The following is a 26,505-nucleotide window of genomic DNA, read 5'->3' as shown; positions in this document are numbered from 1 at the left end:
CATGCGGTCAGCGGGCAGGGTCCTCGCACAGCTCGCAGTCCTCACGGTCCTCGCGGCGAGTTCCTGCTCGACGGCGGGGCCGGGCCTGCGGGCCACGGTGGACCAGTTCCGAGACGGGTACGCGACCGGGACCATCGTCCTGCAGCTCACGGACACCGGCTCGGCGGAGTTCACGGTGGTGAGCGCCGCCCTCAGCGACCCGCGGTTCTCGGATGGCACGGCCTGGGCCGGCTCGACCCAGTTCGCGCCGGGGCAGACCATCAGCTTGCCCGCAGTCGCCGCAGCGCCCCGGTGCGACGGCTCCCAGGACGCCGCACCCACCGTCCGCGTCGGGCTCGCCGATGGCACGGAGCGCCGCGTGGCCGCCGACGACCCCCACGGGGTGCTGGCCCGGATCCACCCGGACGGCTGCTTCGCCGCGAGGGTGGCCTCCCACGCCTCCCTCAGCCTCGATGACGCGCTCGCTCCCGGCCCGGAGCCCGGGGTCGCCATCCTGACCGTCCGCGCGGGCGCGCCCCCCGGCCCGCCGCCCGCGGCATCGCCGATCCTCACGTCCGTATCCGGAACCACCCTCCTGGACGAGGACCCCGGGCAGCCGTGGCCGCGCGGCGTCGTGCTCTCCCCCGGCACAGAGGTGAGGCTCGCCGTTCGGCCTGCCCGGTGCGACCCGCATGCCGTCGCTGAGGACAAGGTCGGCACGGTGCTGCCGCTCACCCTCGCGGCGAGCGGGCAGACGGGGGTCGTGAAGCTCGCCGCGCCGCCCGGGCTGCGGGCGGCCATCTACGCGTTCGTCGCCGCAGCCTGTGGGTGGCCGACCGGGTGATCCGCCTCCGCGTGGCCGCCGCGCCAGCTCGCGACGCCGGGCCCCATCGCTAGGCTGAGCGCATGACTGCCGCACCCCGTACCCCCGCAGCCGGCGCGCTGGCGCCCGCCAGCGACTGGTCCGCAGCACGGATCGCCGAGGCCGCCGCCGGGATCGTGGCCGGAGATGAGCTCCCGCCGATCGTCCAGGCCGGGCACCCCGTCCTCAGGACCGCGGCCGTCGCGTTCGACGGACAGCTCGACCCCGAGTTGCTCGACGCCCTGATCCTCGTGATGCGCCGGACCATGCACACCGCGCCCGGCGTGGGGCTCGCTGCCCCGCAGATCGGCCTGCCACTGCGGCTGGCCGTGCTCGAGGACACGTGGGCCGCGGACGAGGGCATCGCTGCGGCGCGGGGCAGGTCTCCCCTGCCGTTCGTCGCGATGCTCAACCCGGCCTACGTGCCGATCGGTCCCGAGCGGCCCGGATTCTTCGAGGGCTGCCTCTCGGTGCGGGGCTACACGGCGGTCGTGCGGCGGCCCGAGCGCGTCGAGGCCCGCTGGACCGCCCCCGACGGCTCGGGGCGCGCGAGCGAGTTCACCGGCTGGCAGGCGCGGATCGTCCAGCACGAGACGGACCACCTCGGCGGGACGCTGTACCTGGACAAGGCCGAGCCTCGCTCACTGTGCTCGAACGAGGAGTACACGGCGCGCTGGGCCCAGCCCACGCCCGAGAGGGCGGCCCGGGCGCTGGGGTTCTAGAGCCCGGCCTCCGGGCGCCTCACACGCGCTGGTGCCGCCTCACACGTGCTGGCTCAGCCAGCGCAGGATGTGCTCGAAGCGGGCCCTGCGGTGGTGCGGCGTGCCGGAGCGGGAGAGCTCGTGGTTCTCGCCGGGGAAGACGAGCAGCTCGGTCTCCACGCCGCCGAGCTTGAGCGCCGTGTAGTAGCGCTGGGCCTGCTCGATCGGGCAGCGCCAGTCCTCCTCGGAGTGGACCACGAGCGTCGGGGTCCGCACGTCCCCCACGCATGCCATGGGGCTCTGCGCGCGCATCGCCTCGGGGCCCCAGCCGTTGTACTCGCCGGGGAAGAACCAGCCGATGTCGCTGGAGCCGATGAAGCTGACGGGGTCCAGGAAGCCGCGCTCGACGACGGCGGCCTTGAACCGGTGGTCATGGGCGATCGTCCACGCCGTGAGGTAGCCGCCGTACGAGCCGCCGAGGATGCCGAGGCGTTCCCCGTCCAGCTGCGGGTGGGCCGCGAGCGCGGAGTCGAGGAAGCCGAGGACGTCCTCGTAGTCCACCGTGCCCATGCGCCCCGTGATGGCCCGACCGTGGTCCTCGCCGTAGCCCGCTGCGCCGCGGGGGTTGCACATCGCCACGCCGTAGCCGGCGCCCGCGAGCACCTGCGCCTCGTCGAACCAGGCCCCGGTGTACTGCGCAAAGGGGCCGCCGTGGATCATGAGCAGCGTCGGGTGCGGCCCCTCGCCCTCTGGCAGCACGACCCAGCCGTGCACGTCGCTTCCGTCCGCACTCGTGCCGGTGAGCTCGCGCGGCGCGTAGGGCGCAGCGACCTCCCGGAGCGGCGCGTTGAAGTCCGTCAGCCGTTCAAGGCCCGAGCCCTCGGCAAGCCGGTACAGCTCGCCCGGCCCGCCGGCGTCGGCCGCAGCAAGCACGACGGCGCCGGCGGTCTCCTCCTGATCTCCCGTCCGGCCCACCCCGCGTCCTGCCGAGCCCACCCCTGTCACCACGAGCGGCACACCGGTCAGCTCCTCGCGGGTGCCGTCGGGTGCGAAGGCGAGCAGCTTCACGCTCCCTCGTGTGCGGGCCAGCACGAGCGCGCGTCCGTCCGCAGTCACGCGGAGGGCGCCGGGCGCCTCGCCGAGGTCGTCGCCGTCCGCGGTGAGGCGCACCGTCGAGCCGTCGGTGGGCGTGTGCCAGAACAGGTGGGCCGATCGGCCGATGAAGTCGGTCCCCGATTCGCCGAGGGACGCCGCGACCACGAACACGCCCGAGCCGTCCGCAGCCTCGGCCGCGGCCCCGACAGAGGCCGCGTCGGCACCGAGGTCGAGGGCCTCTCCGGTCCCGCCGGCCACCGGGGTCCGCACGGCGCGGCTGCCGAGCGTGTCCACCGCCGAGGGATCGAAGCCCGAGACGGTGTAGACCCACGCCCCATCGGCGCTGAACCGCGGCTCGGCGTGGTCGACGGTGCCGTCGGTGAGCTCGCGGGACTCGGGCAGTCCGGTGGGCGCCTTGCCTGCGGCCTTCGCCCCCTCGGCCTCGGCCTCGGCGGCCCGCCCGCGGGCCGCGACGAACGGCTCGGTCTCGAGGGCAGGGAGGTCGAGGACGAACAGTCGCGTCCGCTGGTCGCCCGTGTAGCCGACCCCGTTCATGCGGTAATTGAGGTCACGGATGAGGCGCGGGTCCTCGGCGCCTGGCCGCACGCCGTCGGTCGAGCCGTACCGGCCCTTCTCCGGCACCCGCGCGGTGTAGGCGATCCGCGCGCCGTCGGGCGAGAACGCGAACTGGGACACGCCGAGCGGCGCGTCGGTCAGCGCGAGCGGCTCCCCGCCGCGCGCGTCGACGACCGCGAGCTGCGGCTTGCCCTCGGGCTCCGCGCGGAGGAACGCCAGCAGGCGGCCGTCCGGGGAGTATTGGGGCGCCGTGTCCCGGAAGCCGCGCGTGAGGAGGCGGGGCGCGCCGCCGTCGAGCGGCACCTCCCAGATCTGGCCGACGGCGGAGTCGGCGCGGAAGTCCGGCCGGGTCACGCCAACGGCACAGCGGTCCGCCGCGGGGTGCACGGCGGGCGCCGAGAGGGAGCGGATGAGGTCCACGTGTTTGGGAAGCATGAAACGGATACTACGCACCCCGTGCGGGGACCGGCGCCGATACGATGGGAGCCGTGCTCACCGATGCCCTGGACCTGATGCTGTGCCCGCACTGCGGCGCCGACTGGAACCCGGCGGCGAGCGGGCCGCACGTCCTCGTGTGCGCAGAGGGCCACCGGTACGACGCCGCGCGGCAGGGCTACGTCAACTTCCTCACCGGCCGCCGGAGCCGGTTCACGCCGGACACCGCGGACATGGTCGCGGCCCGTGACCGGTTCCTCGGCGCCGGGCACTACGCCCCGATCGCGTCCGCGCTCGCGGACGCCTGCGCGGCCCTCCCCGCGGACGCGGCCGTCCTCGATGCCGGCGCCGGCACCGGCTACTACCTCGCAGCCGTGCTGGACCGGCTCGCCTCGGGCGCCGGTGCGGAGGACACCGATTCCGGGGGAACCGGCAGCGGCAGCGCACGACGCCGGCCACGCGCCGTCGCGCTCGACCTCTCGGCGCACGCGCTGCGCAGGGCCGCCCGGATCGAGGGAGTCACGGCGGCCGTCTGGGACCTCTGGCGCCCCCTCCCGCTCGCTGCCGGCGGGGTCGACGCGGTCCTGGACGTCTTCGCACCGCGGAACCTGCCCGAGTTCGCCCGGGTGACGCGGCCGGGTGGGCTCCTCGTCGCCGTGACGCCGCTGCCCGACCACCTCGCGGAGCTCCGCGGGCGGCTGCCCCTCCTCGACGTCCCAGCCGGCAAGGCCGAGGCGCTCGAGCATGCCGCGGCTGAGGACTACACGCCGGTGTCCCGGGCCGAGCTGCGCTTCCCGATCCGGTTGACCCCGGAGGCGGCGGCAGACCTCGTCCAGATGGGCCCCGCCGGGCACCACACCGCGCGCGAGGACCTCGAGCGCCTGGCCGGCGCGGACGAGCTCGCGGCGACCGCCGCCGTCGAGCTCAGCGTCCTGGCCCGGCGCTGACCGCCGCGCCCGCGGGCTCAGGGACCCGGACGGGTCGGGCCGGCGCGAGGTCCACGCGCAGCGCCCTCATCGCCAGCTGGATGAGCGGCCCGATGCCGAACGCGAAGATCGCTGTGCCGATGCCCACCGTCCCGCCGAGGACCCAGCCCAATGCCACGACCGAGAGCTCGATCGCCGAGCGCACGATCCACACGGGCCGCCCGGTGCGCGCCACGAGGCCGGTCATGAGCCCGTCCCGCGGGCCGGGACCCAGGCCGGCGCCGATGTACAGCGCGGAGGCGAAGGCGAGGAGCACGAGGCCGCCGGCGAGCGCGGCAGCCTGCCACGCGACGTCGTGCGCGACGGGGATGCACGCGAGCCCGAGGTCCGCGAACGGTCCGATGAGCAGCGTGTTGAAGAGGGTGCCCCAGCCGGGCCGCTGCCGCAGGGGGATCCAGCCCGCGAGCACCACGATGCTGATGGCGACGGTGGTCGCGCCGAAGCTCAGCCCGCTCACGCGGGCCACGCCTTGGGAGAGCACGTCCCAGGGAGAAGAGCCGAGTCCGGAGCGCAGCAGGAGCGCGATCGCGATCCCGTACAGGAAGAGGCCGAGGAAGAGTCTGGGGAACCGGGTCATGGGTTCCATCCTCGGCACGATTGGCCTCTTTCAACAGGGCCAATTCAGCTAAGGTGGCCTCATGACGCGCGTCACGTCCCAACGGCTCGCTACCCTCCTCGGCGCATGGGCCGGACCGGGCCCCGCCTACTCCGAGCTCGCCGAGCGGCTCCGCCTCCTCGCCCTCGACGGCCGCCTGCCCGAGGGGACGCGGCTCCCGGCCGAGCGCAACCTCGCCGCGGGCCTCGGGCTCTCCCGCACCACGATCGCCGCCGCCTACGCGCGTCTGCGCGAGCTGGGCTGCCTCGACAGCGTGCGCGGGTCAGGCAGCTACATCGTCATCCCGGCGCCGCCGGCCGTGCCGGCGCCGGACGCCGGCGGGATCCTCGATCTGACGAAGGCCGCGATGCCGGCGGCAAGCCTCGTGGCAGAGTGCGTCGGCCGCGCGGTGGACGCGCTCGGACCCGAGCTGGGCCGTTCGGGGTATGAGCTTGTGGGCCTTCCCGGGCTGCGCGTGGCCGTGGCGGAGCACTTCGCGCGGCGAGGGCTGCCCACGGATCCCGACCAGATCATGATCACGAACGGCGTCCAGCACGCGATCGCACTCCTCGCGCGCACGCTCGTCGCCCCCGGCGACAGGGTGGCGGTCGAGCAGCCCACCTATCCCCATGCCATGGACACGCTGCTCGCGGCCCGGGCCCGGCTCGTCCCCCTCCCGGTGGATCCGTCAGGCTGGGACCTCGACGCCGCGGCGGCCGCCCTGCGTGCCAGCTCGCCGGTCCTGGCGTATGTCATGCCGGACTTCCAGAATCCGACCGGGGCCAGCCTGAGTGTCGCGGGGCGCGAGGCCCTCGCGCGGAGCGCGGCGAGGCACGGCACCCTGCTTGTCGCGGACGAGACGACGGCGCTCCTGGACATCGCCCGTGGACCCCTTCCGCCGCTCGCGGCCATCGCCCCGTCCGCCGTGACGCTCGGCGGCCCGTCGAAGCTCGCGTGGGGCGGCCTCCGCATCGGGTGGATCCGTGCACCCCGCACGCTCGTGGCCCGCCTCGCCCAGGCCCGCACGGGCCTCGACCTGGGCACGCCCGTCCTCGAGCAGTTGGTCGTCGCCGAGCTGCTCGCGCAGGAGGACGCCCTCGTGGCCGAGCGATCCGCGCGGCTGCGCGAGGGCCTCCATGCGCTCACGTCTGCCCTCGCGGAGCACTTCCCGCGGTGGCGCGTCCCCGCGCCCGACGGCGGCATGGCGGTCTGGGCGGACTGCTCGCCCCTGTCATCGTCCCGGCTCGTGACGGCGGTGCGGTCGCATGGGGTCGCCCTCACCGCCGGGCCGCGCTTCGGGATCGACGGCGCGTTCGAGCACCGGCTCCGCTTGCCGTTCACCGCCTCCCCGGACGAGCTGCGCACGGCGGTCCGGGCACTGCGGGAGGCGGCCGAAGACAGCCCGGTGGGCCCCGTTGAGGCGCCGCTCGTGGCGGTGTGAGGCTCCCGCCCCGGAAAGGGGCTTGGTTGCCGAACCGCAACCCTCGCGACCCCCTCGGCCCGCGTCCGCTGGGCTAGTGTGGAAGCAGGAGTCCGCTGCGCCGGGAGGGACGGGATGGACTGGTTCGAACACAACGCCTGGATGGTGTGGCTCGTGCTGGCCCTCGTCCTGGGCGGGATCGAGATGCTCAGCCTCAGCCTCGTCTTCGTCATGCTCTCCGGCGGCGCCCTCGCCGCCCTCGTGACGGCCCTCCTGGGCGGACCGGCGTGGCTGCAGGGCGTGATCTTCGCCGTCGTCTCCGTCGCGATGATCGCGTTCGTCCGCCCGGTCGCCGTCAAGCACATGCGTCCGAGCATCGAGGATGCCCGCACCAACGTCGACCGCCTCATCGGCACGTCCGCGACCGTCGTCGAGCCCGTGGACACCGGCCGGGGACTCGTGAAGATCGGAGGCGACGTCTGGACCGCCCGCGCGGAGCGGGGCGAGTTCCTCCCGGGCGACGTGGTCAAGGTCGTCGCGATCGACGGCGCCACCGCGGTCGTCGCTCCCAGCGGCACCACGTCGCCATACCGAAGCTAGGCCTACCACTACTCCCAAGGGGGCAAGTCCATGGACGCCGGAGCCATCCTCCTGCTCGTCGTCGTCATCGCCATCATCCTCTTCGTCGCCACGGTGCTCGTGAAGTCGGTGAGGATCATCCCCCAGGCGCGGGCCGGCGTCGTCGAGCGGCTCGGCAAGTACGCCCGGACGCTCAACCCGGGACTCACCATCCTCATCCCGTTCGTCGACCGGCTCCTGCCGCTGCTCGACCTTCGCGAGCAGGTCGTCTCGTTCCCGCCCCAGCCCGTCATCACGTCGGACAACCTCGTCGTCTCGATCGACACGGTCGTCTACTTCCAGGTGACCGACCCCCGGGCCGCGACGTACGAGATCGCCAACTACATCCAGGCCGTCGAGCAGCTGACCATCACCACCCTGCGCAACGTGGTCGGCGGCCTCAACCTCGAGGAGGCCCTGACCTCCCGAGACCAGATCAACGGCCAGCTGCGCGGAGTCCTCGACGAGGCCACCGGCCGCTGGGGCCTGCGTGTCTCGCGCGTCGAGCTCAAGGCGATCGACCCGCCCCACTCGATCCAGGACTCGATGGAGAAGCAGATGCGCGCCGAGCGCGATCGGCGCGCCCTGATCCTGACAGCCGAGGGCACGAAGCAGTCGGCGATCCTCACCGCCGAGGGCGAGCGGCAGGCCCAGATCCTCAAGGCCGAGGGGCAGGCGAAGGCCGCCGTCCTCCGGGCCGACGGCGAGTCACAGGCCATCCAGAAGGTCTTCGAGGCCATCCACCGAGGCGACCCGGATCCGAAGCTGCTCGCCTACCAGTACCTCCAGACACTCCCGAAGATCGCCGAGGGCACCTCGAACAAGCTCTGGATCATCCCGAGCGAGGTCGGCGAGGCGCTCAAGGGCATCGGCGGCGTGATCGGCAACGTCGGGCAGTCGGCGGCCGGCGCCGAGGTCCCCGGCGCGCGGTCGGGGCCGTCGGCGGACGCGCCGTCTTCGCCCGGCGAGATCGAGTCCGTCGACCGGCTTGAGGCGGACGCGCGGGCCTTCGAGGAGGAGGCGGCGCGCCGCTCGGAGCTCGACGCCGAGGCGGAGCGCATCCTGCAGCACCATGGCGGAGTCACGAATCCGGACGGGACCGTGGCCGGTATCCCCGATCTGGACGTGCCGGACCTCGATACCCCCGATCCACAGGATCCACCGACGGGCCATGGGCCTGCCTGACGAGCGCGGCGCTGGCCGGCCGCCTATAATGGGAGGTCGGCCAAGCCGTTCCGGGCCGCGGGAACAGCCCGCCCCGGACGCGCGTTGGGATATGCGTCGGACGTGCACGACCGGCAGAACGTGAGGGAGTAGAGATGAGCGACCGCAGCCTGCGCGGAATGCGTCTGGGCGCACAGTCCATGGAGACCGAGGCCGGAGTCGAGCCGGCGCCCCGCCAGCGCGTCGAGTACCGGTGCGAGGACGGCGAGCAGGTGTTCGTGACGTTCTCCTCGGAGGCGGAGATTCCCCCGGTCTGGACGTCCAAGACCGGCAAGGAGGCCTTCCTGGTGGATGGCGAGCGGCCCACCGACCCCAACGCCAAGGCCGTCCGGACCCATTGGGACATGCTCCTCGAACGCCGCTCGATCCCCGAGCTCGAGCAGATCCTCGCGGACCGGCTCGACCTCCTGCGCAGCAAGCGCGGAGAGCGCACCAGCTGACGCAGTAAGCACCACAGCAGACGCGAAGGGCGGGAACCGGATGGTTCCCGCCCTTCGCGTCTGCTTGTTCCCGGGGCGCCTAGCGCTGGCCACCGCGGCGCGTGAGCTGGCCCCAGCGCTCCGCGAGGCCCCACTTGGTGACGTTCAGCATGGCCTCGACCACGATGTTCCCGCTCATCTTGGAGCTTCCCAGCTCGCGCTCCACGAACGTCACGGGGACCTCGACGACCTTGAGGCCCATCTTCGCCACCCGCCATGCGAGGTCCACCTGGAAGCCATAGCCCCGGGACTCGATCGCGTCGAAGTCGAGCTTCTCGAGGGTCGTGCGTCGGAAGGCCCGGTAGCCGGCGGTGATGTCCTTGAGCTGGAGCCCCAGCATGAGGCGGGCGTACGTGCTGCCAGTGCGGGAGATGAGCTGGCGGTAGAACGGCCAGTTGACCACCGAACCGCCCTTCACCCAGCGGGAGCCGATCACGAGGTCCGCGCCGTCCTCGACGGCGGCGAGGAGCGCCGGGAGCTGCTCGGGCCGGTGCGAGCCGTCCGCGTCCATCTCGACGACGACGTCGTAGGCCCGCTCGAGCGCCCAGCGGAAGCCCGCGATGTATGCGGCGCCGAGGCCTTCCTTGCCCTTCCGGTGCAGCACATGCACCTGCGGGTCCTCCGCCGCGATCCGGTCGGCGAGGGCGCCGGTGCCGTCGGGGCTGTTGTCATCCGCCACGAGCACGTCCGACGCCGGCACGGCAGACCGCAGGCGGCCGAGGGTCTTGGGCAGCGAATCGAGCTCGTTGTAGGTGGGGATGATCGTGAGGATGCGCACGAAGGGCCTTTCGGGGCGGGGTCAGGCGGCGCGCCACGAGGCGCAAAGGCCCATTATAGCCAGCTTGGCCTGACAGGCCCGTGCGTCTTCGGGCCAGAGACGCAGGGCCGGCAGCTGGACGGTCCTTCGCACTGTTTTCTACGGACGCACGGGCCTGCCCTGACGCCTAGATCCCCCGATGGTGCTCGGCGAACCGGGCCTGCCCCGGACTCACGAAAGCCCGTTCCCTCGATCCTACGGGGTCACACACCGGTGTCAACCGTCCGTTCATCTGGGGTTTCTCGCGTTGTCCCAGATCAGCGGCGGGCCAGACCGGCGTCGAAGGATTCGCTGCGGAACAGCTCCCGGCCCTCGTGGACCGTCTGCAGGCACTCGGGGAGTCTCTCTGTGTCGAGCGCCGGAAGAAGCGGGGTCCGGGCGCGCGGATCGGTGCTCCAGGCCTGGACCCGCTCGTCGGCCACCTGGACCATGAGCTCGTCCACGCGCCACACCGCGAAGCTCGCCGGTGCCCCCGGCGCGAGCTGGCCCATGAGCGGGTTGCGGTGCTTCACCGCACGCCAGCCGGCACGCGTATGCCCGATGAAGGCAGCGCGCGCCGAGATGCGCTGGTCGGGGTCCGAGTGCGTCAGGCAGGCCCGGATGCTCTCCCACGGCGAGGGCGCGCAGACGGGCGAGTCGGAGCCGAACGCAAGCGGCACGCCTGCCGAGTGGAAGCGCAGGAACGGGTTCATTCCGGCGTGCCGGGCCCCAAGCCGCCGCTCATACAGGCCACCGGGGCCGCCCCATACGGCGTCGAAGAGGGGCTGGGCGCTCACGGTCACGCCGTAGCCCGCCAGCGCCTCCGCGTCGGCCTCGCTGGCCATCTCGACGTGCTCGAGCCGGTGGCCGGCCGCGCGCACAGCAGAGAGGCCGACCGCCTCCGACGCGATCCGGAGGCCCTCGAGCGCGAGCCGCAGGCCGGCGTCGCCGATCACGTGGAAGCCGCCCTGCACGCCGATCGCCGAGACGGCCGCGAGGTGCGCCCCGATCTGCTCGGCGGTGAGGAATGCCCGCCCGCGGGTGTCCTGCGCATCCGTGTACGGCTCGGACAGCAGTGCGGTGCGGCTGCCGATCGACCCGTCGATATTGAGGTCCCCCGCGAGCCCGCGCACCGGCACGCCCAAGTCGGCAAGCACCTCCCTGGCCTCCTCGGCCGAGGAGACAGCCTGCCCCCAGTACGCGATGACCTCGGGCCCCGAGGCATTGTCCGGCCCGAGGAGCAACCGGAGGTCGTCGGGCCCCGCGAGCCCCGGAGCGGCCTGCTCGACGAGCCCCACATAGCCGCGCGAGGCCGCGTGCTTGAGGGCGCGCGCGTGCAGGTGCCGGATCTCCTGGGCGGACGGCCGCGCCGCCTCCCGCGCGGCGTACAGGGCCTCCCCGCGGGCCAGCGCGCCGTCGAGACCGGGTGCCCCGACGATCCCCGCGGCCTCAGCCAGAGCGGGCGAGACGAGGGCGGAGTGGACGTCCACCCGGTTGAGGAACGCGGGCCGCCCGCCCGCCGCCCGGGCGAGCTCCTCGGCCCCCGGCAGGGTGGGATCGTTCCAGCCGGCCTCGTCCCAACCGAAGCCGCGGAGCACGGCACCGGCGGGCAGTGCGGATGCTTCACGGGCGACGGCGTCGAGCAGCTCCGCGGCGGAATGCGCCGGGGCGAGGTCGAGGGACGTGAGCCTGAGTCCCGTGTCGGTCACGTGGACATGGGAGTCGATGAACCCGGGGGCGACGAGCGCGCCGTCGAGGTCCACGACGTCCATGCGGCTGTCCACGATGGACGTGGCGGCCTGCTCCGAGCCGATCCACGCCACCGTGTCGCCGTCCACAAGGATCGCGGAGGCGAACGGGTCGGCCGCGGAGTAGACCGAGCCGTTGCGGTACAGGGTGAGCGTGCGCTCGTCGGGCATGGAGGTTCCTTCGCTGATGTCTTCTTCTAGTCGGACACGGCCGAATACGCGACGACCCCGCGGCGCAGCAGCCCGATGGCCTCGTGGCACAGGCGCGTGATCCGCGGCTCGATGTCCGGCACATCGGCCAGCTGGTCGAGCAGGTCGATGACCTGACGGACCCACCGGACAAAGTCGCCGGCGGCCAGCTCGGTGCCCGAGAGCACGTTCTGCAGCTCGCGTCCGCGCGCCCACTTGTACAGCGGCCACACGAGCCCGAAGTCCGGCTCGGAGGTGCGCGGGAGGCGGTGCTGCTCCTCGGCGTCCTCAAGCTGGGACCACTCGCGCAGCACGATGTCCACGGCGACGTCGAGGGAAATGCTCGGCATCTTCGGGGTGAGGCCGCGCTCCTCGCGCTTGGCCTGGTACACGAGCGTGCTCACGAGCGCGGCGAGCTCGGCGGCGTCGACGTCGTCGAACGCGCCGTGGCGGAGTGCAAGTGCGGTGAGCATGTCCTTGTCGCCGTAGATGCGGCGCAGCTGCTGCCCGGAGGCGGTCACCTCGAGCCCGTCGGGTCCGCTGGCCAGGCAGCCGTAGGCCTCGAGGACCTCGCATACGCGGTCGAACGTCTTGGCGATCGTGTTGGTGCGGCCCTGGATCTGCTCGACGAGGCGGTCCGTCTCGCGGCGGAGCTTGAGCCAGCGCTCGGCCCACCGGGCGTGGTCCTCCCGCTCGGCACACCCGTGGCACGGGTGGGCGCGGAGCCGGCGCCGCAGCTCGGTGATCCGCTTCTCGGAGTCCTCGTACCCGCCCGCGAAGGCGAAATCACGCCGGGAGCGGCGGGTCTTCGCTCCTTCCTCGGGCCCGTCGAGGCGGGCGCGCTCGACGGCGTGCCGCAGCGACGCGGCGAGGTCCCGGCGGTCCTTGGGCCGCTTCGCGTCGAATTGCTTCGGTATCCGGATGCGGGCGATCGGCTCGACGGGCCCCGGGACGTCGTGCAGGCCGATGCGCCGGAGGTTCCGGTCGAAGGTCAGCACCTGGGGCCGCGGCTCGCGCGCATTGGTGTCGGCGTTGAGCACCACGGCGCTGCCGGCGAGGCGCCCCTCGCCGATCTCCACGACGTCCCCGGGTGACAGCCGCGCGAGGGAGTCCACGGTCATGGCACGCCGCGCTCGCCCGGCCTCGCGCGAGGCGAACTTCTCCGCGTCGTTCAGCTCCTGCCGGATCCTCGAGTACTCAGCGAAGTCCCCGAGGTGGCACGTCATGGCCTTCTCGTAGCCCGCGAGGGACTCCTCCCGGCTGCGGACCTGCCGCGCGAGCCCCACGACGGACCTATCAGCCTGGAACTGGGCGAAGGAGCTCTCGAGAATGTCGCGGGCCCTCTCGCGTCCGAACTGCGCCACGAGGTTGATGCTCATGTTGTACGTGGGCCGGAAGCTCGAGTTCAGCGGGTACGTGCGGCGCGATGCGAGGCCAGCGAGAGCCGCGGGGTCGAGTCCCGGCCGCCACTGGACCACGGCGTGCCCCTCGACATCGATGCCTCGCCGCCCGGCGCGGCCGGTGAGCTGGGTGTATTCCCCCGCCGTGATGTCCACGTGCGCCTCGCCGTTGAACTTCTCGAGCTTCTCGATGAGCACGCTCTTGGCAGGCATGTTGATGCCGAGCGCGAGGGTCTCGGTGGCGAACACCATCTTGACGAGGCCAGCGGCGAAGAGCTTCTCCACCGTCTCCTTGAACGTGGGGAGGAGGCCCGCGTGGTGTGCCGCGAGCCCGCGCGTGAGGCCGTCGCGCCAGCCCCAGAAACCCAGCACGGGCAGGTCCGCGGGCGGGATGTCCGCGGCCGCGGCCTCGACGGTGGCGGCGATCTCGGCCTTCTCGGCGGGCGTGGTGAGGTCAAGGCCCGCGTCGAGGCACTGCTGGACGGCGGCGTCGCAGCCCGCACGGGAGAAGATGAAGTCGATGGCGGGGAGGAGCCCGCGGCGCTCGAGCGCCTGGACCATTTGGGGGCGGCTCGCGCGGGTTCCGGGCAATGGCGCGGCGTCCCCGGGCCTGCCGCCGCGCTGGGACTGCTTCTCGCCTCGCTGGCGCTCCTCGCGCCGTCGTGCGCGCCCGCCGTGCCCGAACCTTCCCCGGTACTGCTGCTGCGACTCGCGGCGCGCGAGCTGGACGAGCTCGGGATTGACGGCCGTGAGCTCGGAGACGCTCGCCTCGCCGTGCGGCACGACGGTGGACGCAGCCGCGGGCGACGCCGGCCGCTCGCCTGCGGGGGACGCTGCCGCGCCGTCGTGCTCGGCACCATCGTGGTCGTGCACGTCCGCGAGTGCCTCGAACTGCTGGCGCGTCGAGAACAGGTCCACGAGCTGGCGTCCCACCAGCACGTGCTGCCACAGGGGCACGGGACGGTGCTCGGAGACGATGATGTCCGTCTCGCCGCGCACCGTGTCCAGCCACGCCCCGAATTCCTCGGCGTTGGAGACAGTGGCGCTCAGCGAGACGAGCCGGACGCTGCGGGGCAGGTGGATGATCACCTCTTCCCACACGGCGCCGCGGAACCGGTCCGCGAGGTAGTGGACCTCGTCCATGATCACGTAACCGAGCCCGGCGAGGGTGTCCGAGTCCGCGTAGAGCATGTTCCGCAGGACCTCGGTGGTCATCACCACGATGGGTGCCTCGCCGTTGAGGGTCGTGTCCCCGGTGAGGAGGCCGACCCTTTCCGCGCCGTGGACGGCAGCGAGCTCGCTGTACTTCTGGTTGGACAGGGCCTTGATGGGGGTCGTGTAGAACGCCTTGAGCCCCTGGCTCAGGGCCAAGTGGATGGCGAACTCTCCGACGATCGTCTTCCCCGCCCCGGTCGGGGCGGCGACGAGCACCCCACGGCCCGCCTCGAGGGCTCGGCACGCCTCCACCTGGAAGTCGTCGAGCGGGAAGTCAATGGTCGCGGAGAACGCGCCGAGCTCCGTCTTGGCCAACGCCCTGCGCTTCGCGTCCGCCGCGTAGCGCTCGGCGGGGGACATGCTCTCGGCGGGGGTGGACATGCCACCAGCCTAGTCCCCGCGCCGGGCTCAGAGGTTCTCGAGGTCGCTGCGCGGGGTCGGGGTGTCGGCCGTCGCGTCGGTCTCCGCGGCATGCTTCTCGATCCGGCGGGCGCGCCGGCGATCATTGACCATGCAGACGCCGATTGCGGCGAAGAACAGCGCGAGCAGCGGCACCGCGAGCATGAACATCGAGATCGCGTCCGCGCCAGGCGCGGCGATGGCAGCAAGGACGAACACGAGGAAGACCGTGATCCGCCACGCCTTGAGGATCGTCCTGCCGGGCAGGACGCCCGCCATGTTGACGCCCACGAGGATCACGGGAACGAGGAACGCGAACCCGAGGAACAGGAGCATATGCGTGACGAAGTCCACGTACTCGCGGCCGTCGATGATGTTCGAGAAGCCCGCCGGGGTGAACTGGGTCAGGGCCCGGACCACCTGCGGAGTCACCATCCACCCGACCCACACGCCCGCGAGGAACAGCGGAACGGCGGCGACCATGAAGCCCAACGTGTACCGCTTCTCCTTGACGGTGAGGCCGGGCATGATGAACGCCCAGACCTGGTAGATCCAGACGGGGCTCGAGATCACGAGACCGATCTGGATCGCAAGCTGGAGCTTGAAGTCGAACGGGGACGCGATCGTGGAGAAATTGACCGAGGACGTCCCGCCCGTCAGGTGGGAGATGTTCTCGACGGGCTTCTGGAGCTGGACCAGGATCGGGTCATAGAGGAACCATCCGCCGACGGTGCCGATGGCCACGCCGATGGCGGCCTTGATGAGCCTGTTCTTGAGCTCCCTCAGGTGCTCCAGGAGCGGCATCCGCCCCTCGGGGTTGGCCTTCCTCCCCTTGCCGCTGGCCACCTCAGGCGCGCGAGGAAGGACCAGCGCTGCCGTCGGCCTGGCCGCTACCGTCGGTAGTGCCGGTCGCCTTCGGCGGGATGACCTTGCCCTCGAACGGCTGCTCGCCGTCCGGGGCCGAGGACTGCCCGGACGCGGAGGCGTCCTTGCCGTCGTTCTTCATCTCCTTGACCTCGGACTTGAGGATGCGCATCGACTGGCCGAGGGCGCGGGCCATGGCCGGAAGCTTGGGCGCCGCAAAGAGGAGCAGCGCCACGATGATGATGATGACGATGGGCCATGGGCCATCGAAGAGTCGTCCCACGAGGAATCCTTTCGTTGCTACAAGTCTAGTTGAGGCCGAGGTCACGCAGCGACTGCATCTGCCCCCGTGCTCGCCTCCGCGCGACGCGCCGGTCCCGACGCGCCAGCCGGCGCTGCTCCCGCCCGTCCTCGTACTCCCTGCGCATCTGGGCAGGATCGGCGAACACGGCGCTGCCGGGCCGCCGGGCAGGGGCCGCCGCAGGAGCGTGGGGCGCGGCGTCGCCGTCGTGCGCATCGGCGAGGGTCGGGGTACGGGCAGACGGACGCGCGGTGAGCTGATCGAGCGCCTCGCCCGCACCTCGCGCGAGCGCGACCCCCTTGCGGAACAGGTGTATCCCACCGAGCAGGAGCACCACGAGGGTGCAGGCGACCAGCGCCACCCAGATGAGGACCCACGACCACCACGGCACGCCTGCCAGCCTAGCGGGTCTCGGTCGGCGCAGGATACGCGGCCAGCGCCCGCTCGAGCCACGCCCGGCTGGCCTCGACGGCCTCAGCGGGCCCCTCGAGGGCGACCGCGCCGCCGAACTGGGCGAGGAAGGAGGGCAGCCAGTTGAGGTCCGCCACGTGAAGTGTCACGCGGCGGCCGCCGTCGGCGAGGTCGCGGCCGTCGTGGGAGTCGAAGCTCGTTTCCGCCCAGCGCGCCTCCGGCGCGAAGCGCACGGTGACGTCGAGGTCGCTGGGTCCGCGCATGAACAGGGCGTCCCCGCCCGCGTCGAAGCCTTCCGGCACGGGGACCGCATCCGCGGGCTCGGCGGCGACGATGCGGTCGACGCGGAAGATCCGGCGGCCCGCCGCGCGGTGGCAGTAGCTGTTGACGTACCAGCGGTCCGCGTCGGAAAAGATCCCCAAGGGGCTGATGAGGCGCTCGGTCACCTCGTCCTTGGTGGGGTTGAGGTAGCGGAGCCTGACGGACCGCCCGGCGGCGGCCGCGTCGGCGAGCATGGGGAGCAGCTCGGCATTGCGCTGGGGCTCCGCGCGGACGTCCACCTGGGGCAGGCCCCGGCCGCCCTCCACTGCGCTCGCTCCGACGCGGTCCGCGAGCCTCAGGAGGGCCCCGGCCGACTCGCGCGGAGCCAGCGGCAGGAGGGCCTTCAGCCCCAGCTGGAGGGCCACGGCCTCCCCGGGGGACAGCCTCTTGGGCACGGAGAGCTCCTCGGCGTTGGCGAGGGTGACCACGCCGTCGTCCTCCGTCACGTCGATATAGCTCTGGAAGCCTGCCGAGTCGATCGGCCCTGCCTCGGCGAGCAGCTGGAGCTCCTGGCGGACGCGCCGGGCGCTCATCCCGAAGCGCTCGGCGATCTCCTCCACCGTCACCGGGCCGGCGACGAGGAAGGGTACGAGGTCCATGAGGCGCTCGAGGCGCTCTTGGCCCGACGTGACCTTGCGGGCCTCCTGGCGGGGCTGGACCTCCTCGGCTCCCGGCGTGCCGAGGGCGTCCAGCGCGCCGCGGAGCCTCGCTGCCACCCGGTCCGCGAGCTCATCCGGACCCACGACGACGACCGCGTCGCCGAAGCCGGCCAGACGCTCCGCGACGACCGAGAGGTCCCGGAATGCGAAAGTGCCCTCGTCGAAGCCGTCGGACCCGGCGCCCGACTGCGCCCACTCGCGGCGCAGGTCGAGCGCGCGGTTCTCCGCGATCCGCAGGGTCGCGGTCCGCACAGGGAGCACGTCGAGGCCGTTGAGCGCCTCATGGACCGCGCCCTCCCCCGGCGGATCGAACGCGTCAGGCTCGCCGACCACGACGTCGCCGCGCACGCGCGAGAGCCTGAACACCCGCAGGCCGCCGCGGTCCACGTCATGCCCGGCGAGGTACCACTGCCCATAGCGCTGGCCGAGCCCCCACGGCTGGACCCGGCGACGGCGGGTCTCCCCCGTGCTGCTCGCGTGGTAATCGAACGAAACCTCGGCGCCGCGGGTCGCCGCGTCGGAGAATGCGACCCAGTGCGGATCGAGACGGACCCGGGGCTGGATCTGGGATGGCGGAGTCTCAGGCAGGGCGCCGGCAGCCTCCAGCCGGTGGAGGGCCCGCTGCGCGTCCGCGCCGGCCACAGCGTCGTCGCACGCGAGGGCCGCGAGGGCCAGCCAGGTGGCCTCCTCGGGGGTGAACTCCTGCGGCGGGAGCCGGAAGCCCTTCGGGTCGATGCGGTACTTCGTGACCCGTTCGTCGCTGTCCCAGCGCTCGAATCCGACCTCCTCGACGATCACGGCGCCCATGTCGCGCAGATCTGCCTTGTCCCGCTCGAATTTGCGCAGCACGGCGGCCGTTTCCGGGTCCTCGTCATCGGCCGCCTGCCCGTACGGCATGGAGTGCCCGTAGACGTCCCGGAGGATCCTGTCCCTCGACAGGCCCAGCTCTGTGTGGAGCAGCGCGATGAGGAGGTTCAGCAGTCGGGAGGTCTTCGCTTCGGACACAGTCAGCAGGCTATCGGCAATTTCGAGGGCGGTGATGCGAGCGGGCGGCGGGCAGCAGATGCTGCCCGCCGCCCGGCGTCGTGCGTGGTGAGCGTCAGCGGACGCCGACGAGGTCGACGACGAAGATCAAGGCCTCATTCGGCTTGATCGCGCCGCCCGCGCCGCGCGAGCCGTAGGCGAGCTCCGAGGGGATCTCGAGGCGGCGCCGGCCGCCGACCTTCATGCCCAGAAGCCCCTGGTCCCAGCCCTGGATGACCTGGCCGACGCCGACGCGGAAGTCCAGCGGCGTGCCGCGGTTCCACGAGGAGTCGAACTCCTCGCCCGTGGACCAGGCCACGCCGACGTAGTGGGTCGAGACGGTGTCGCCTGCCGCGGCCTCGCGGCCGTCGCCCTCAATGAGGTCGACGATCTTCAGCTCCGTGGGGACGTCGCCCTCCGGGAACTCGATCTCGGGCTTCTGGCGGTCATACTGGCGCTGTCCGAAGGACATGGTGCCTCCTGCTTACGGTAGTGGTGCGGTTGCCTGACGCGAAGCAACCCTACTTGACGCCGAGGATGTCGACGACGAACACGAGGTCGCCCTTGGCCTGGCCCTGGGCCTGATCGCCGTAGGCCTGGGCGGCGGGGATGACCAGGAGCACGCGGGATCCGACGGTCTTGCCGGCGAGGCCCTTGGTCCAGCCCGGGATGACGCCCTGGAGGCTGAATGTCGCGGGCTGGCCGCGGTCGAAGCTCGAGTCGAACTTGGTCCCGTCGGAAAGGTTCACGCCGACGTAGTTCGCGACGATCGTGTCCGTCTCCTTGACCTTGTCCCCGTGCCCGGTGATGAGGTCCTGCGCGACGACGTCCTTGGGCTTGTCGGCGCCCTTGACGTCGATCTGCGGCACGCCCTTGCCGTCGACCGTGACCTTGGGAAGGCCGGCCGGGAGGTTGGTCACGGCGTCCCCCTCGGGCTTGGTCAGCGGCTGAACCGTGTCCTTGACCGAGAGGATCTTGATCACGAGGAGGGTCGACGCCGCGGACTCGGGATCCTCGCTCGTGGGCTGGGCGGGGGTCGCGTACGCGACGTACGAGCCTACCTTCGCGCCGACGAGGCCGTTGTAGACGGCCGCGCTGCCCTGCTTGAGCTGGTCGTTGAGCTCGACCTTCTCGGACGTGCCCTTGCTGAACGTGTCCTCGAGGACGGACCCATCGGCACCGTTGAGCGCCACGTACCCGATCTCGACGGTCTGGCCCGCCTTGGCCGCGTCCCCGGTACCCTCCTGGAGGATCTTGATCGTCTCGTCCTTGACGGACAGCGGCTTCGGGAAGTCCACCGCCGGGGCCTTGTCCCCCGGGGTCACCTTGAGCTGGTCGAAGGCGGCCACCTGGCCGGCGTTCGACGGCGTCGGGGTGGACTGCGAGGGGGTGCTTCCGCAGCCGGCCACGAACAGGGCAAGCGGCAGCAGCAGGGCGAGAAGACGGCGCACTGGTCAACTTCCTGTGGGGGATCCCGCCACGGGTGCGTGGCGGCGGACGGGCCGAAGAGGCCTCCCCTAGGCTACCGGGTCAGCCTGTGAAGGGCCTGAGGGTGTCGAGTAGCTCATCCACCCGCGGGTCCTCGTTGGCGAACGGATCCTTGCACAGGATGGTGTGGTGCGCGCGGTCGTTGAGCTTGAGGTGGACCCAGTCGACCGTGTAGTCGACGCCGGCCGCTTGGGCCGCCTTGACGAAGCGGCCCCGCAGGCGGGCACGCGTGCTCTGCGGCGGCGTCGTGACCGCTTGCGAGATCGCCGCCTCATCCACGACCCGCGCCACCGCGCCGCGGCGCTGGAGTAGGAAGAAGAGGCCCCTGTCCGGGCTGATGTCGTGGTAGGTCAGGTCGATCTGGGCGATCCGGGCGGAATCGAGGTCCACGCCGTGGCTCTCGCGGTACCGGTCGATGAGCTTCTTCTTGATCGCCCAGTCCACCTCGGTCTCGATGGCGCGCGTGTCCTGGGACTCAATGGCCTCGAGCGTTCGTTCCCACAGGTCGAGTATGCGCTCCACGTGGGGCGTGTGCGCGCCGTTCGTGGCCACGAAGTCCCTGGCCTTTTCGAGGTACATCTGCTGCAGGGCCAGTGCGGTCGACTGCTGGCCGTTCGCGAGCCGCACCGGGGCCGTGCCGGTGAGGTCGTGGGAAACCTCCCGGATGCTGCGGATCGGGTTCTCCATCCGTGCGTCCCGCATGACGGTGCCGGCCTCGATCATCCGCAGGATGAGGTCCACGGTGCCCAGCTTCATCATGGTGGTCGTCTCGGCCATCGTGGAGTCGCCCACGATCACGTGGAGGCGCCGGTAGTGCTCGGCGTCAGCGTGGGGCTCGTCCCGGGTGTTGATGATCGGCCGGGACCGCGTCGTCGCGGAGGATAGCCCTTCCCAGATGTGGTCTGCGCGCTGGGAGAACGCGTACAGGGGTCCCTGGGCCGTGCGCAGCACCTTGCCGGCACCGCACAAGAGCTGGCGTGTGACGAGGAAGGGGATGAGCACCTCGGCCAGGCGCGAGAACTCGGTGCGCCGCGGGATGAGGTAGTTCTCGTGGCTCCCGTAGGAGTTGCCGGCGGTGTCGGTGTTGTTCTTGAAGAGGTAGACGTGCCCGTCGAAGCCCTCCTCGGCGAGCCGGTGCTCCGCCTCCGCGATGAGGTCCACGAGGATCCGCTCCCCCGCGCGGTCGTGCGCGATGAGCTGCGCGACGTCGTCGCATTCCGCCGTCGCGTACTCGGGGTGTGACCCGACGTCTAGGTAGAGGCGGGAGCCGTTGCCCAGGAAGACGTTGGAGGAGCGCCCCCAGCTGACCACCTTGCGGAAGAGGTACCGGGCGACCTCCTCGGGGGCAAGCGGACGTCCCTGGGGGCTCGAATAGGCGATGCCAAACTCGGTCTCAACCCCGTAGATGCGCCGGTCCATGGCCTCAGACCGCCTGCTCTGCGGTGCCGTCGAGGATCGCGCGCAGCTCGTCCGGGCCGATCCGGCGGAAGGCCCTGCGGCTCCCGCGCGTCGTCTCGGAATCCCGGTCGAGGACTGCCACCTCGAGGGTCACAGGCTCGGTCCGGTCCTCCTGCAGGGCGCGCGCCGCGAGCCGGATCGCCTCGTCCAACGCGGCCTGGGAGGTCCAGCCGTCGATCACCGCCTCCGCGACGCGCTCCGCGTTGCCTCCCATCACCACGAAGCGCCGCTCGTCGGCGATCGAGCCGTCGAATGTGAGCCTGAAGAGGTGATCGTGGTCGACGTCGCCGCCCACCTCGGCCACCGTGAGCTCGACCTCGAAGGGCTTCTGCTCGGCCGTGAAGACCGCGCCCAGGCTCTGGGCATACACGCTCGCGAGGCCACGGCCCGTGACGTCCTCGCGGTCGTAGGAGTACCCACGTACGTCTGCGTACCTGACGCCGGCCTGGCGGAGGCTCTCGAACTCGTTGTACTTGCCGACGGCGGCGAACGCAATCTTGTCGTAGATCTCGCCGATCTTGTGGAGCGAGGGCGAGGGGTTCTCCGCGACGAGCGCGATGCCGTCCCGGCAGCTGAGGACCACGACGGAGCGGCCGCGGGCAATGCCCTTCCGGGCGAAGTCGGCCCGGTCCTTCATGAGCTGTTCGGGCGAGACGTAGAACTGCTGGGTCATCTCAGGCCTCCCGTCGGGCGATGGTGCGTTCGGCGAGGATGGCCTCGGCAATGGTCCCCAGCTCGCGCTCTGCCACGCGGCGCCCACCGAGCCGGGTCACGGTGTAGACGACGGGCCAGACCTGCCGCACGGGGTCGGGTCCGCCGGTCGCCGAGTCGTCATCGGCGGCGTCGTACAGGGCCTCAAGTGCCACACGCACGGCGTCCTGCTCTGCGAGGCCGGGGCTCCACAGCTTCTTCAGGGCGCCCCGGGCGAAGACCGATCCCGAGCCCACGGAGTGGTGCTCGAGCTCCTCATACCGTCCGCCCGTGACATCGTAGGAGAAGAGGCGGCCGACGCCGGTCTCGAGGTCGAAGCCGGCGAAGAGGGGGACCGCCGCGAGGCCCTGTAGTGCCAGCGGCAGGTTCCCCCGGATCATCGCGCCGAGTCGCGTTGCCTTGCCCTCAAGGCTCAGGAGCGTGCCCTCGATCTTCTCGTAGTGCTCGAGCTCGACCTGGAACAGGCGGGCGATGTCGATCGCGATGCCCGCCGTCCCGGCGATGCCCAGCACCGAGAAACGATCGGCCGGGAAGACCTTCTCGATGTGCCGGCTCGCGATCATGTTCCCCATGGTCGCGCGGCGATCACCCGCCATGAGCACGCCGCCGGCGAACGCCAGGGCAACGATCGTCGTCGCCTGCGGGGCGGCATGCGCGACCGCCGCCGAGGCGTCGGCCGGCAGGCTCCGGTTGAAGGGCAGGAGGTCTGGCCGGGTGGCCGCGAGGTGCTCGGTGAAGGACGAGGTCGCGGCGGACACAACGCGCTCGGCGAGGAAGTCGTTCATGTGTGGCCTACTGCCCGCCCTTCTGGACAAAGCCGCGCACGAACTCCTCGGCGTTGGTCTCGAGGACGTTGTCGATCTCGTCGAGGAGATCGTCGACGCCCTGGGTGCTCTCGGTGTCCTGGGCGCCGCCCGGTGCGGCCGCCGGCGCGGGGACGTCGACGTCGACAGCCTCCTCCTCGCCCCGGGGCTCCGTGCTCTTCTGCTCCTGACCGGCCATGGCCGCCTCCTTGCGTTGGGGCCCCTGACTGGGGCCGTCCCTGCTAGGTCGTCTGATCCCTATACTGTCACTTTTCAAGGCCGTGTCACCCGGACGCGCCCGAGCGCACCGGGCCCGCTACGTGCGCCGCTCGCCGAGCAGGGCCGCGAGGAAGTCCTCGATGTGGGCGTGCTCGTCGAACAGCGCTTGAGTGAGGGCCTTGGTACCCCTCAGCGGCTCGCGGGTCGGTACCCGCTGGAGCCGGTAGCTGCCCGGTTGGGCGAACACTACAGAGTCCCAGCTCGCGCTCACCACACTGCCCGGGAAGCGCTTGATGCTCGTCCCGCGGAACCAGGCGCGGGTGTCCGCGGGCGGCTCCGTGACCGCGGAGGCGACCGATGCGGCGTCGGCCATCGTCTCGAGCGCGCCGCGCGCGGCGAGGCGGAGCGCGATCCCCCGCTCGGGCCGCACGTCCGACCACTGGATGTCCACCAGACCCAGCCGTGCGTCGCCCCACGCGAGGCCGTCACGGTTCCGGTAGCCCTCGAGTACCCGGAGCTTCGCAAGCCATTCGACGTAGCCGGCCGCGGCGTCCCGATCGCTCGCCAGATCGGTGAGGGCCTGCTCCCACCGGCGGAGGACCTCCGCCGTATGGCCGTCGCCGCCGTGTGCGGAGGCGACTCCCGAGTCGGCGGCGAGCTTGGCCGCGGCCTCGAAGTACATCCACTGCAGCTCGAGGCCCGTCACGTACCTCCCGTCGAGGAGGCGCACCTTCTCCACCAGGTCCGTGTCGTGGCTGAGGCGGTGCAGCGTCGTGACCGGCTCATGGACCTCGACCTGGGGCGCCTTCCCCGCCTCGATGAGGCTCAGGACGAGGGCGGTGGTACCGAACTTGAGGTAGTTGGCCACGTGGCTGACGTTGGCGTCCCCGACGATCACGTGGAGGCGGCGGTACTTGTCTGCGACGGCATGGGGCTCGTCGCGCGTGTTGATGATGGGTCGGCGCATCGTCGTCTCGAGCCCCACCTCGGCCTCGAAGTAGTCCGCCCGCTGACTCACCTGATAGCCGGGCGCAGAGCCGTCCTGGCCCAGGCCGACGCGCCCCGAACCGCAGATCAGCTGCCGCGAGACGAAGAAGGGCGTGAGTCCGGTGATGAGGTCGGCGAACGACACGGACCGCGGCACGAGATAGTTCTCGTGCGAGCCGTAGGAGGCCCCCTTGCCGTCCGTGTTGTTCTTGTACAGGTTCACGGGTTCCCGGTCGTGGTCCGCGGCGAGCGCGCGCACCGTGGACAGCGCGACCACGTCGCCTGCGAGGTCCCACAGCAGCGCGTCGCGGGGATTCGTCACCTCGGGTGACGAGTACTCGGGGTGCGCATGGTCCACGTAGAGCCGGGCGCCGTTGCCGAGCACGAGGTTCATGAGGGCGGGCTCCTGGTCGCCGTCGAGCTCGATCTCCGCCGGGCCGTGGGCGAGGGCCACCGCCTCGGCGGTGAGGATCGGCTCGTCAGTCAGCTGGTCCGGGTGCGCCTTGGCGCGGGATACTGACCAGCCGCGCGCGTCGCGGAGCGGGGTCTCGTCCGTGTAGTCCCAGCTCGTGCCGGGATCGGCGGGCCTGGACCGCGTCAGGCGGGCGTACGCCGCAATGACCTGCGAGGACAGGTAGGTCGCGTTGGCGCCGGGCGAATTCGGCGCGTGGACGCCGAACTCGGTCTCCGACCCCATGACGCGCTGGGCTCCCCCGACCGCGAGACCGGAGCTCACATCGCTGCTCACCGCACCCCCTACAGGTACTGCCCGGTGCTGGGCGTCGTCTCGATCGTCCGGCCGGGTTCGGCTCCGCCCTTGCCCTGCACGATCGTGCGGATGTACGTGATCCGCTCGCCCTTCTTGCCGGAGATCCGAGCCCAGTCGTCAGGATTCGTGGTGTTCGGCATGTCTTCGTGCTCCCGGAACTCGTCGGCCACGGCGCGGAGCAGGTGATCCATGCGCAGACCCTTCGAGCCCGTAGTGAGGAGATCCTTGATCGCCGCCTTCTTGGCACGGTCCACGACATTCTGGATCACCGCGCCGGAGTTGAAGTCCTTGAAGTACAGGATCTCGGTGTCGCCATTCGCGTACGTGACCTCGAGGTACTCGGTCGACTTGTCCGCCGCGTACATCGCCTCGACCGTGCGCTGGATCATCGCGGCAACCGTCGCGGCGGTGTCGCCGTGGTGCTCGGCCAGATCGGAGGCGTGGATCGGGAGGTCATCCGTGAGGTACTTCGAGAAGATGTCCGCGGCCGCCTCAGCATCCGGGCGCTGGATCTTGATCTTCACGTCAAGGCGCCCCGGGCGCAGGATCGCCGGGTCTATCATGTCCTCGCGGTTGGAGGCTCCGATGACGATCACGTTGTCGAGCCGCTCGACGCCGTCGATCTCGCTCAGCAGCTGCGGCACGATCGTCGTCTCGACATCGGAGGAGACGCCGGTGCCGCGCGTGCGGAACAGCGAGTCCATCTCGTCGAAGAAGACGACCACCGGGCTGCCGTCCGAGGCCTTCTCCCGGGCACGGGAGAAGATGAGCCGGATGTGCCGCTCGGTCTCCCCCACGTACTTATCCAAGAGCTCCGGTCCCTTGATGTTCAGGAAGTAGCTCTTGATGTCGGCGTTGCCTGCCCGCTCCATGGCCCGGGCCGCGAGCGAGTTGGCCACCGCCTTTGCGATGAGCGTCTTGCCGCATCCGGGCGGGCCGTAGAGCAGGATGCCCTTCGGCGCCTTGAGGCCATGCTCCCGGTAGAGGTCCGGGTGGAGGAACGGCAGCTCGACCGCGTCGCGGATCTGCTCGATCTGCGAGGCCAGGCCGCCGATGTCCTGGTAGCTGATGTCCGGGACCTCTTCGAGGACCAGGTTCTCCACCTCGGAGCGGGGCACCTTCTCGAGCGCGTAGCCGGTGCGGTTGTCCACGGAGACGGCGTCGCCGACGCGGAGCCGCTCAAGCTGGAGGGGGCCAGAGAGCCTCAGGACCCGCTCCTCGTCGCCCCGGCCGATCACGAGGATCCTGTCGTTCCCGAGGAGCTCCTTGATCGTGACGAGCTCGCCGGACCGCTCGTAGCCGAGTCCCGCGACGACTTCGAAGGCCTCGTTGAGGAGCACCTCCTGGCCCACGGCGAGCTCGGCGAGGGCCACGAGCGGGCTGAGCCCGACCCGCATCTTCCGGCCGCTCGTGACGACGTCGACGCTCTCGTCGGTGACCGCGGCCGAGGCGCCGCCGGCGGGCCGCTTGCGGTTGAGCTGGACGATGCTTCCGAACGAGTACGGCGGCTGTCCCTCGTGTTCGAGTGCAGCCTTGAGCCGGAGGATCTCCGCCTTGGCGGTCTTGAGCATCTCGGTCATGCGCGTGTTGTTCCCGGTCGCGGCGGCGAGCTGCCGGTCGACGGCACGCAGCTTGTCCCGGAGCACGTTGATCTGCCGCTCGGCGATGCTCAGCTGTTCCGCATGTGCGCTCGGAGGCAGGGCCTCGGGGCCGTTGCCTGCCTGTCCGTTCTCGACCATCGCAACCACATCCTCTTCGCTCGGGCGGCCCCTGG

At 71.5% G+C, this 26,505-nt stretch carries 24 protein-coding genes; 7 read left to right on the top strand and 17 right to left on the bottom strand.

Features of this window, described 5'->3' with window-relative positions; translation table 11 throughout:
- Nucleotide 1: 1 nt before the first annotated feature.
- Entirely contained in the window at nt 2-823 is an 822-nt protein-coding gene (locus SCMU_RS10390) for a hypothetical protein (RefSeq protein WP_229232876.1), read from the top strand.
- A gap of 62 nt (nt 824-885) precedes the next feature.
- Nucleotides 886-1,563: a peptide deformylase gene (locus SCMU_RS10385; RefSeq protein WP_229232875.1), complete on the top strand. Its 678-nt coding sequence runs from the start codon at nt 886-888 to the stop codon at nt 1,561-1,563.
- 39 nt (nt 1,564-1,602) lie between these two features.
- On the opposite strand, the gene SCMU_RS10380 is transcribed toward SCMU_RS10385, so the two are convergent.
- Nucleotides 1,603-3,648 (bottom strand): S9 family peptidase, encoded by a 2,046-nt coding sequence (locus SCMU_RS10380; protein WP_229232874.1) that lies wholly within the window; start codon nt 3,646-3,648, stop codon nt 1,603-1,605.
- 53 nt (nt 3,649-3,701) lie between these two features.
- Here SCMU_RS10380 and SCMU_RS10375 point away from each other — a divergent pair, with 53 nt between their 5' ends.
- Nucleotides 3,702-4,595: a class I SAM-dependent methyltransferase gene (locus SCMU_RS10375; protein WP_229232873.1), complete on the top strand. Its 894-nt coding sequence runs from the start codon at nt 3,702-3,704 to the stop codon at nt 4,593-4,595.
- Here SCMU_RS10375 and yczE read toward each other — a convergent pair.
- Entirely contained in the window at nt 4,573-5,211 is a 639-nt protein-coding gene (gene yczE, locus SCMU_RS10370) for a membrane protein YczE (RefSeq protein WP_229232872.1), read from the bottom strand. The two genes, SCMU_RS10375 and yczE, sit on opposite strands and share 23 nt — an antisense overlap.
- A 61-nt stretch (nt 5,212-5,272) precedes the next feature.
- Between yczE and yczR the strand changes: the two genes are divergently transcribed.
- From yczR to SCMU_RS10350, 4 genes are all read left to right on the top strand, one after another.
- On the top strand, nt 5,273-6,670 hold the full coding sequence (yczR, locus tag SCMU_RS10365; protein WP_229232871.1) for a MocR-like transcription factor YczR: 1,398 nt from the start codon (nt 5,273-5,275) through the stop codon (nt 6,668-6,670).
- Between the two features lie 114 nt (nt 6,671-6,784).
- Nucleotides 6,785-7,249, top strand: a complete 465-nt coding sequence (locus SCMU_RS10360) for an NfeD family protein (protein WP_229232870.1) — start codon at nt 6,785-6,787, stop codon at nt 7,247-7,249.
- A 30-nt stretch (nt 7,250-7,279) separates the two neighbouring features.
- Nucleotides 7,280-8,452, top strand: a complete 1,173-nt coding sequence (locus tag SCMU_RS10355; RefSeq protein WP_371829644.1) for an SPFH domain-containing protein — start codon at nt 7,280-7,282, stop codon at nt 8,450-8,452.
- 134 nt (nt 8,453-8,586) lie between these two features.
- Nucleotides 8,587-8,931, top strand: a complete 345-nt coding sequence (locus tag SCMU_RS10350; RefSeq protein WP_229232869.1) for an RNA polymerase-binding protein RbpA — start codon at nt 8,587-8,589, stop codon at nt 8,929-8,931.
- A gap of 79 nt (nt 8,932-9,010) precedes the next feature.
- Here SCMU_RS10350 and SCMU_RS10345 read toward each other — a convergent pair whose 3' ends face one another.
- From SCMU_RS10345 to arc, 15 genes are all read right to left on the bottom strand, one after another.
- Nucleotides 9,011-9,748 carry a polyprenol monophosphomannose synthase gene (locus SCMU_RS10345; protein WP_229232868.1) on the bottom strand — a complete coding sequence of 246 codons (738 nt, stop codon included), beginning with the start codon at nt 9,746-9,748 and terminating at the stop codon, nt 9,011-9,013.
- Nucleotides 9,749-10,044: 296 nt separating this feature from the next.
- Nucleotides 10,045-11,685 carry an amidohydrolase gene (locus tag SCMU_RS10340; protein WP_229232867.1) on the bottom strand — a complete coding sequence of 547 codons (1,641 nt, stop codon included), beginning with the start codon at nt 11,683-11,685 and terminating at the stop codon, nt 10,045-10,047.
- Between the two features lie 26 nt (nt 11,686-11,711).
- Nucleotides 11,712-14,699 carry a DEAD/DEAH box helicase gene (locus tag SCMU_RS10335; protein ID WP_443020260.1) on the bottom strand — a complete coding sequence of 996 codons (2,988 nt, stop codon included), beginning with the start codon at nt 14,697-14,699 and terminating at the stop codon, nt 11,712-11,714.
- Between the two features lie 27 nt (nt 14,700-14,726).
- Nucleotides 14,727-15,521, bottom strand: a complete 795-nt coding sequence (gene tatC / locus SCMU_RS10330; protein ID WP_443020301.1) for a twin-arginine translocase subunit TatC — start codon at nt 15,519-15,521, stop codon at nt 14,727-14,729.
- 43 nt (nt 15,522-15,564) lie between these two features.
- A complete protein-coding gene (gene tatA / locus SCMU_RS10325; protein WP_229232865.1) occupies nt 15,565-15,864 on the bottom strand; it encodes a Sec-independent protein translocase subunit TatA in 300 nt (99 codons plus the stop codon).
- A gap of 25 nt (nt 15,865-15,889) precedes the next feature.
- Nucleotides 15,890-16,273 carry a hypothetical protein gene (locus tag SCMU_RS10320; RefSeq protein WP_229232864.1) on the bottom strand — a complete coding sequence of 128 codons (384 nt, stop codon included), beginning with the start codon at nt 16,271-16,273 and terminating at the stop codon, nt 15,890-15,892.
- Between the two features lie 10 nt (nt 16,274-16,283).
- Nucleotides 16,284-18,278 carry a helix-turn-helix transcriptional regulator gene (locus tag SCMU_RS10315; RefSeq protein ID WP_229232863.1) on the bottom strand — a complete coding sequence of 665 codons (1,995 nt, stop codon included), beginning with the start codon at nt 18,276-18,278 and terminating at the stop codon, nt 16,284-16,286.
- A gap of 94 nt (nt 18,279-18,372) precedes the next feature.
- Entirely contained in the window at nt 18,373-18,768 is a 396-nt protein-coding gene (locus SCMU_RS10310) for an FKBP-type peptidyl-prolyl cis-trans isomerase (RefSeq protein WP_229232862.1), read from the bottom strand.
- A gap of 49 nt (nt 18,769-18,817) precedes the next feature.
- Nucleotides 18,818-19,747: an FKBP-type peptidyl-prolyl cis-trans isomerase gene (locus SCMU_RS10305; RefSeq protein WP_229232861.1), complete on the bottom strand. Its 930-nt coding sequence runs from the start codon at nt 19,745-19,747 to the stop codon at nt 18,818-18,820.
- A 79-nt stretch (nt 19,748-19,826) separates the two neighbouring features.
- Entirely contained in the window at nt 19,827-21,203 is a 1,377-nt protein-coding gene (pafA, locus tag SCMU_RS10300) for a Pup--protein ligase (protein WP_229232860.1), read from the bottom strand.
- Between the two features lie 4 nt (nt 21,204-21,207).
- The gene (gene prcA / locus SCMU_RS10295) at nt 21,208-21,915 is read right to left on the bottom strand and encodes a proteasome subunit alpha (RefSeq protein ID WP_229232859.1); all 708 of its coding nucleotides are present in this window, start codon (nt 21,913-21,915) and stop codon (nt 21,208-21,210) included.
- 1 nt (nt 21,916) lies between these two features.
- Entirely contained in the window at nt 21,917-22,738 is an 822-nt protein-coding gene (gene prcB, locus SCMU_RS10290; protein WP_229232858.1) for a proteasome subunit beta, read from the bottom strand.
- Between the two features lie 7 nt (nt 22,739-22,745).
- Complete coding sequence (locus tag SCMU_RS10285; protein WP_229232857.1) at nt 22,746-22,955, bottom strand: ubiquitin-like protein Pup; 210 nt, start codon at nt 22,953-22,955, stop codon at nt 22,746-22,748.
- A 117-nt stretch (nt 22,956-23,072) separates the two neighbouring features.
- The gene (gene dop / locus SCMU_RS10280; RefSeq protein WP_371829664.1) at nt 23,073-24,659 is read right to left on the bottom strand and encodes a depupylase/deamidase Dop; all 1,587 of its coding nucleotides are present in this window, start codon (nt 24,657-24,659) and stop codon (nt 23,073-23,075) included.
- A gap of 59 nt (nt 24,660-24,718) precedes the next feature.
- Entirely contained in the window at nt 24,719-26,470 is a 1,752-nt protein-coding gene (gene arc / locus SCMU_RS10275; protein ID WP_274602957.1) for a proteasome ATPase, read from the bottom strand.
- Nucleotides 26,471-26,505 lie beyond the last annotated feature (35 nt).

Origin of the sequence: Sinomonas cyclohexanicum (assembly GCF_020886775.1) — a bacterium.
In the GTDB taxonomy this organism is placed as follows: Bacteria; Actinomycetota; Actinomycetes; order Actinomycetales; family Micrococcaceae; genus Sinomonas; species Sinomonas cyclohexanicum.
Note: the sequence above shows the minus strand (reverse complement) of the source record. Positions and strands in the feature narration are given on the sequence as shown.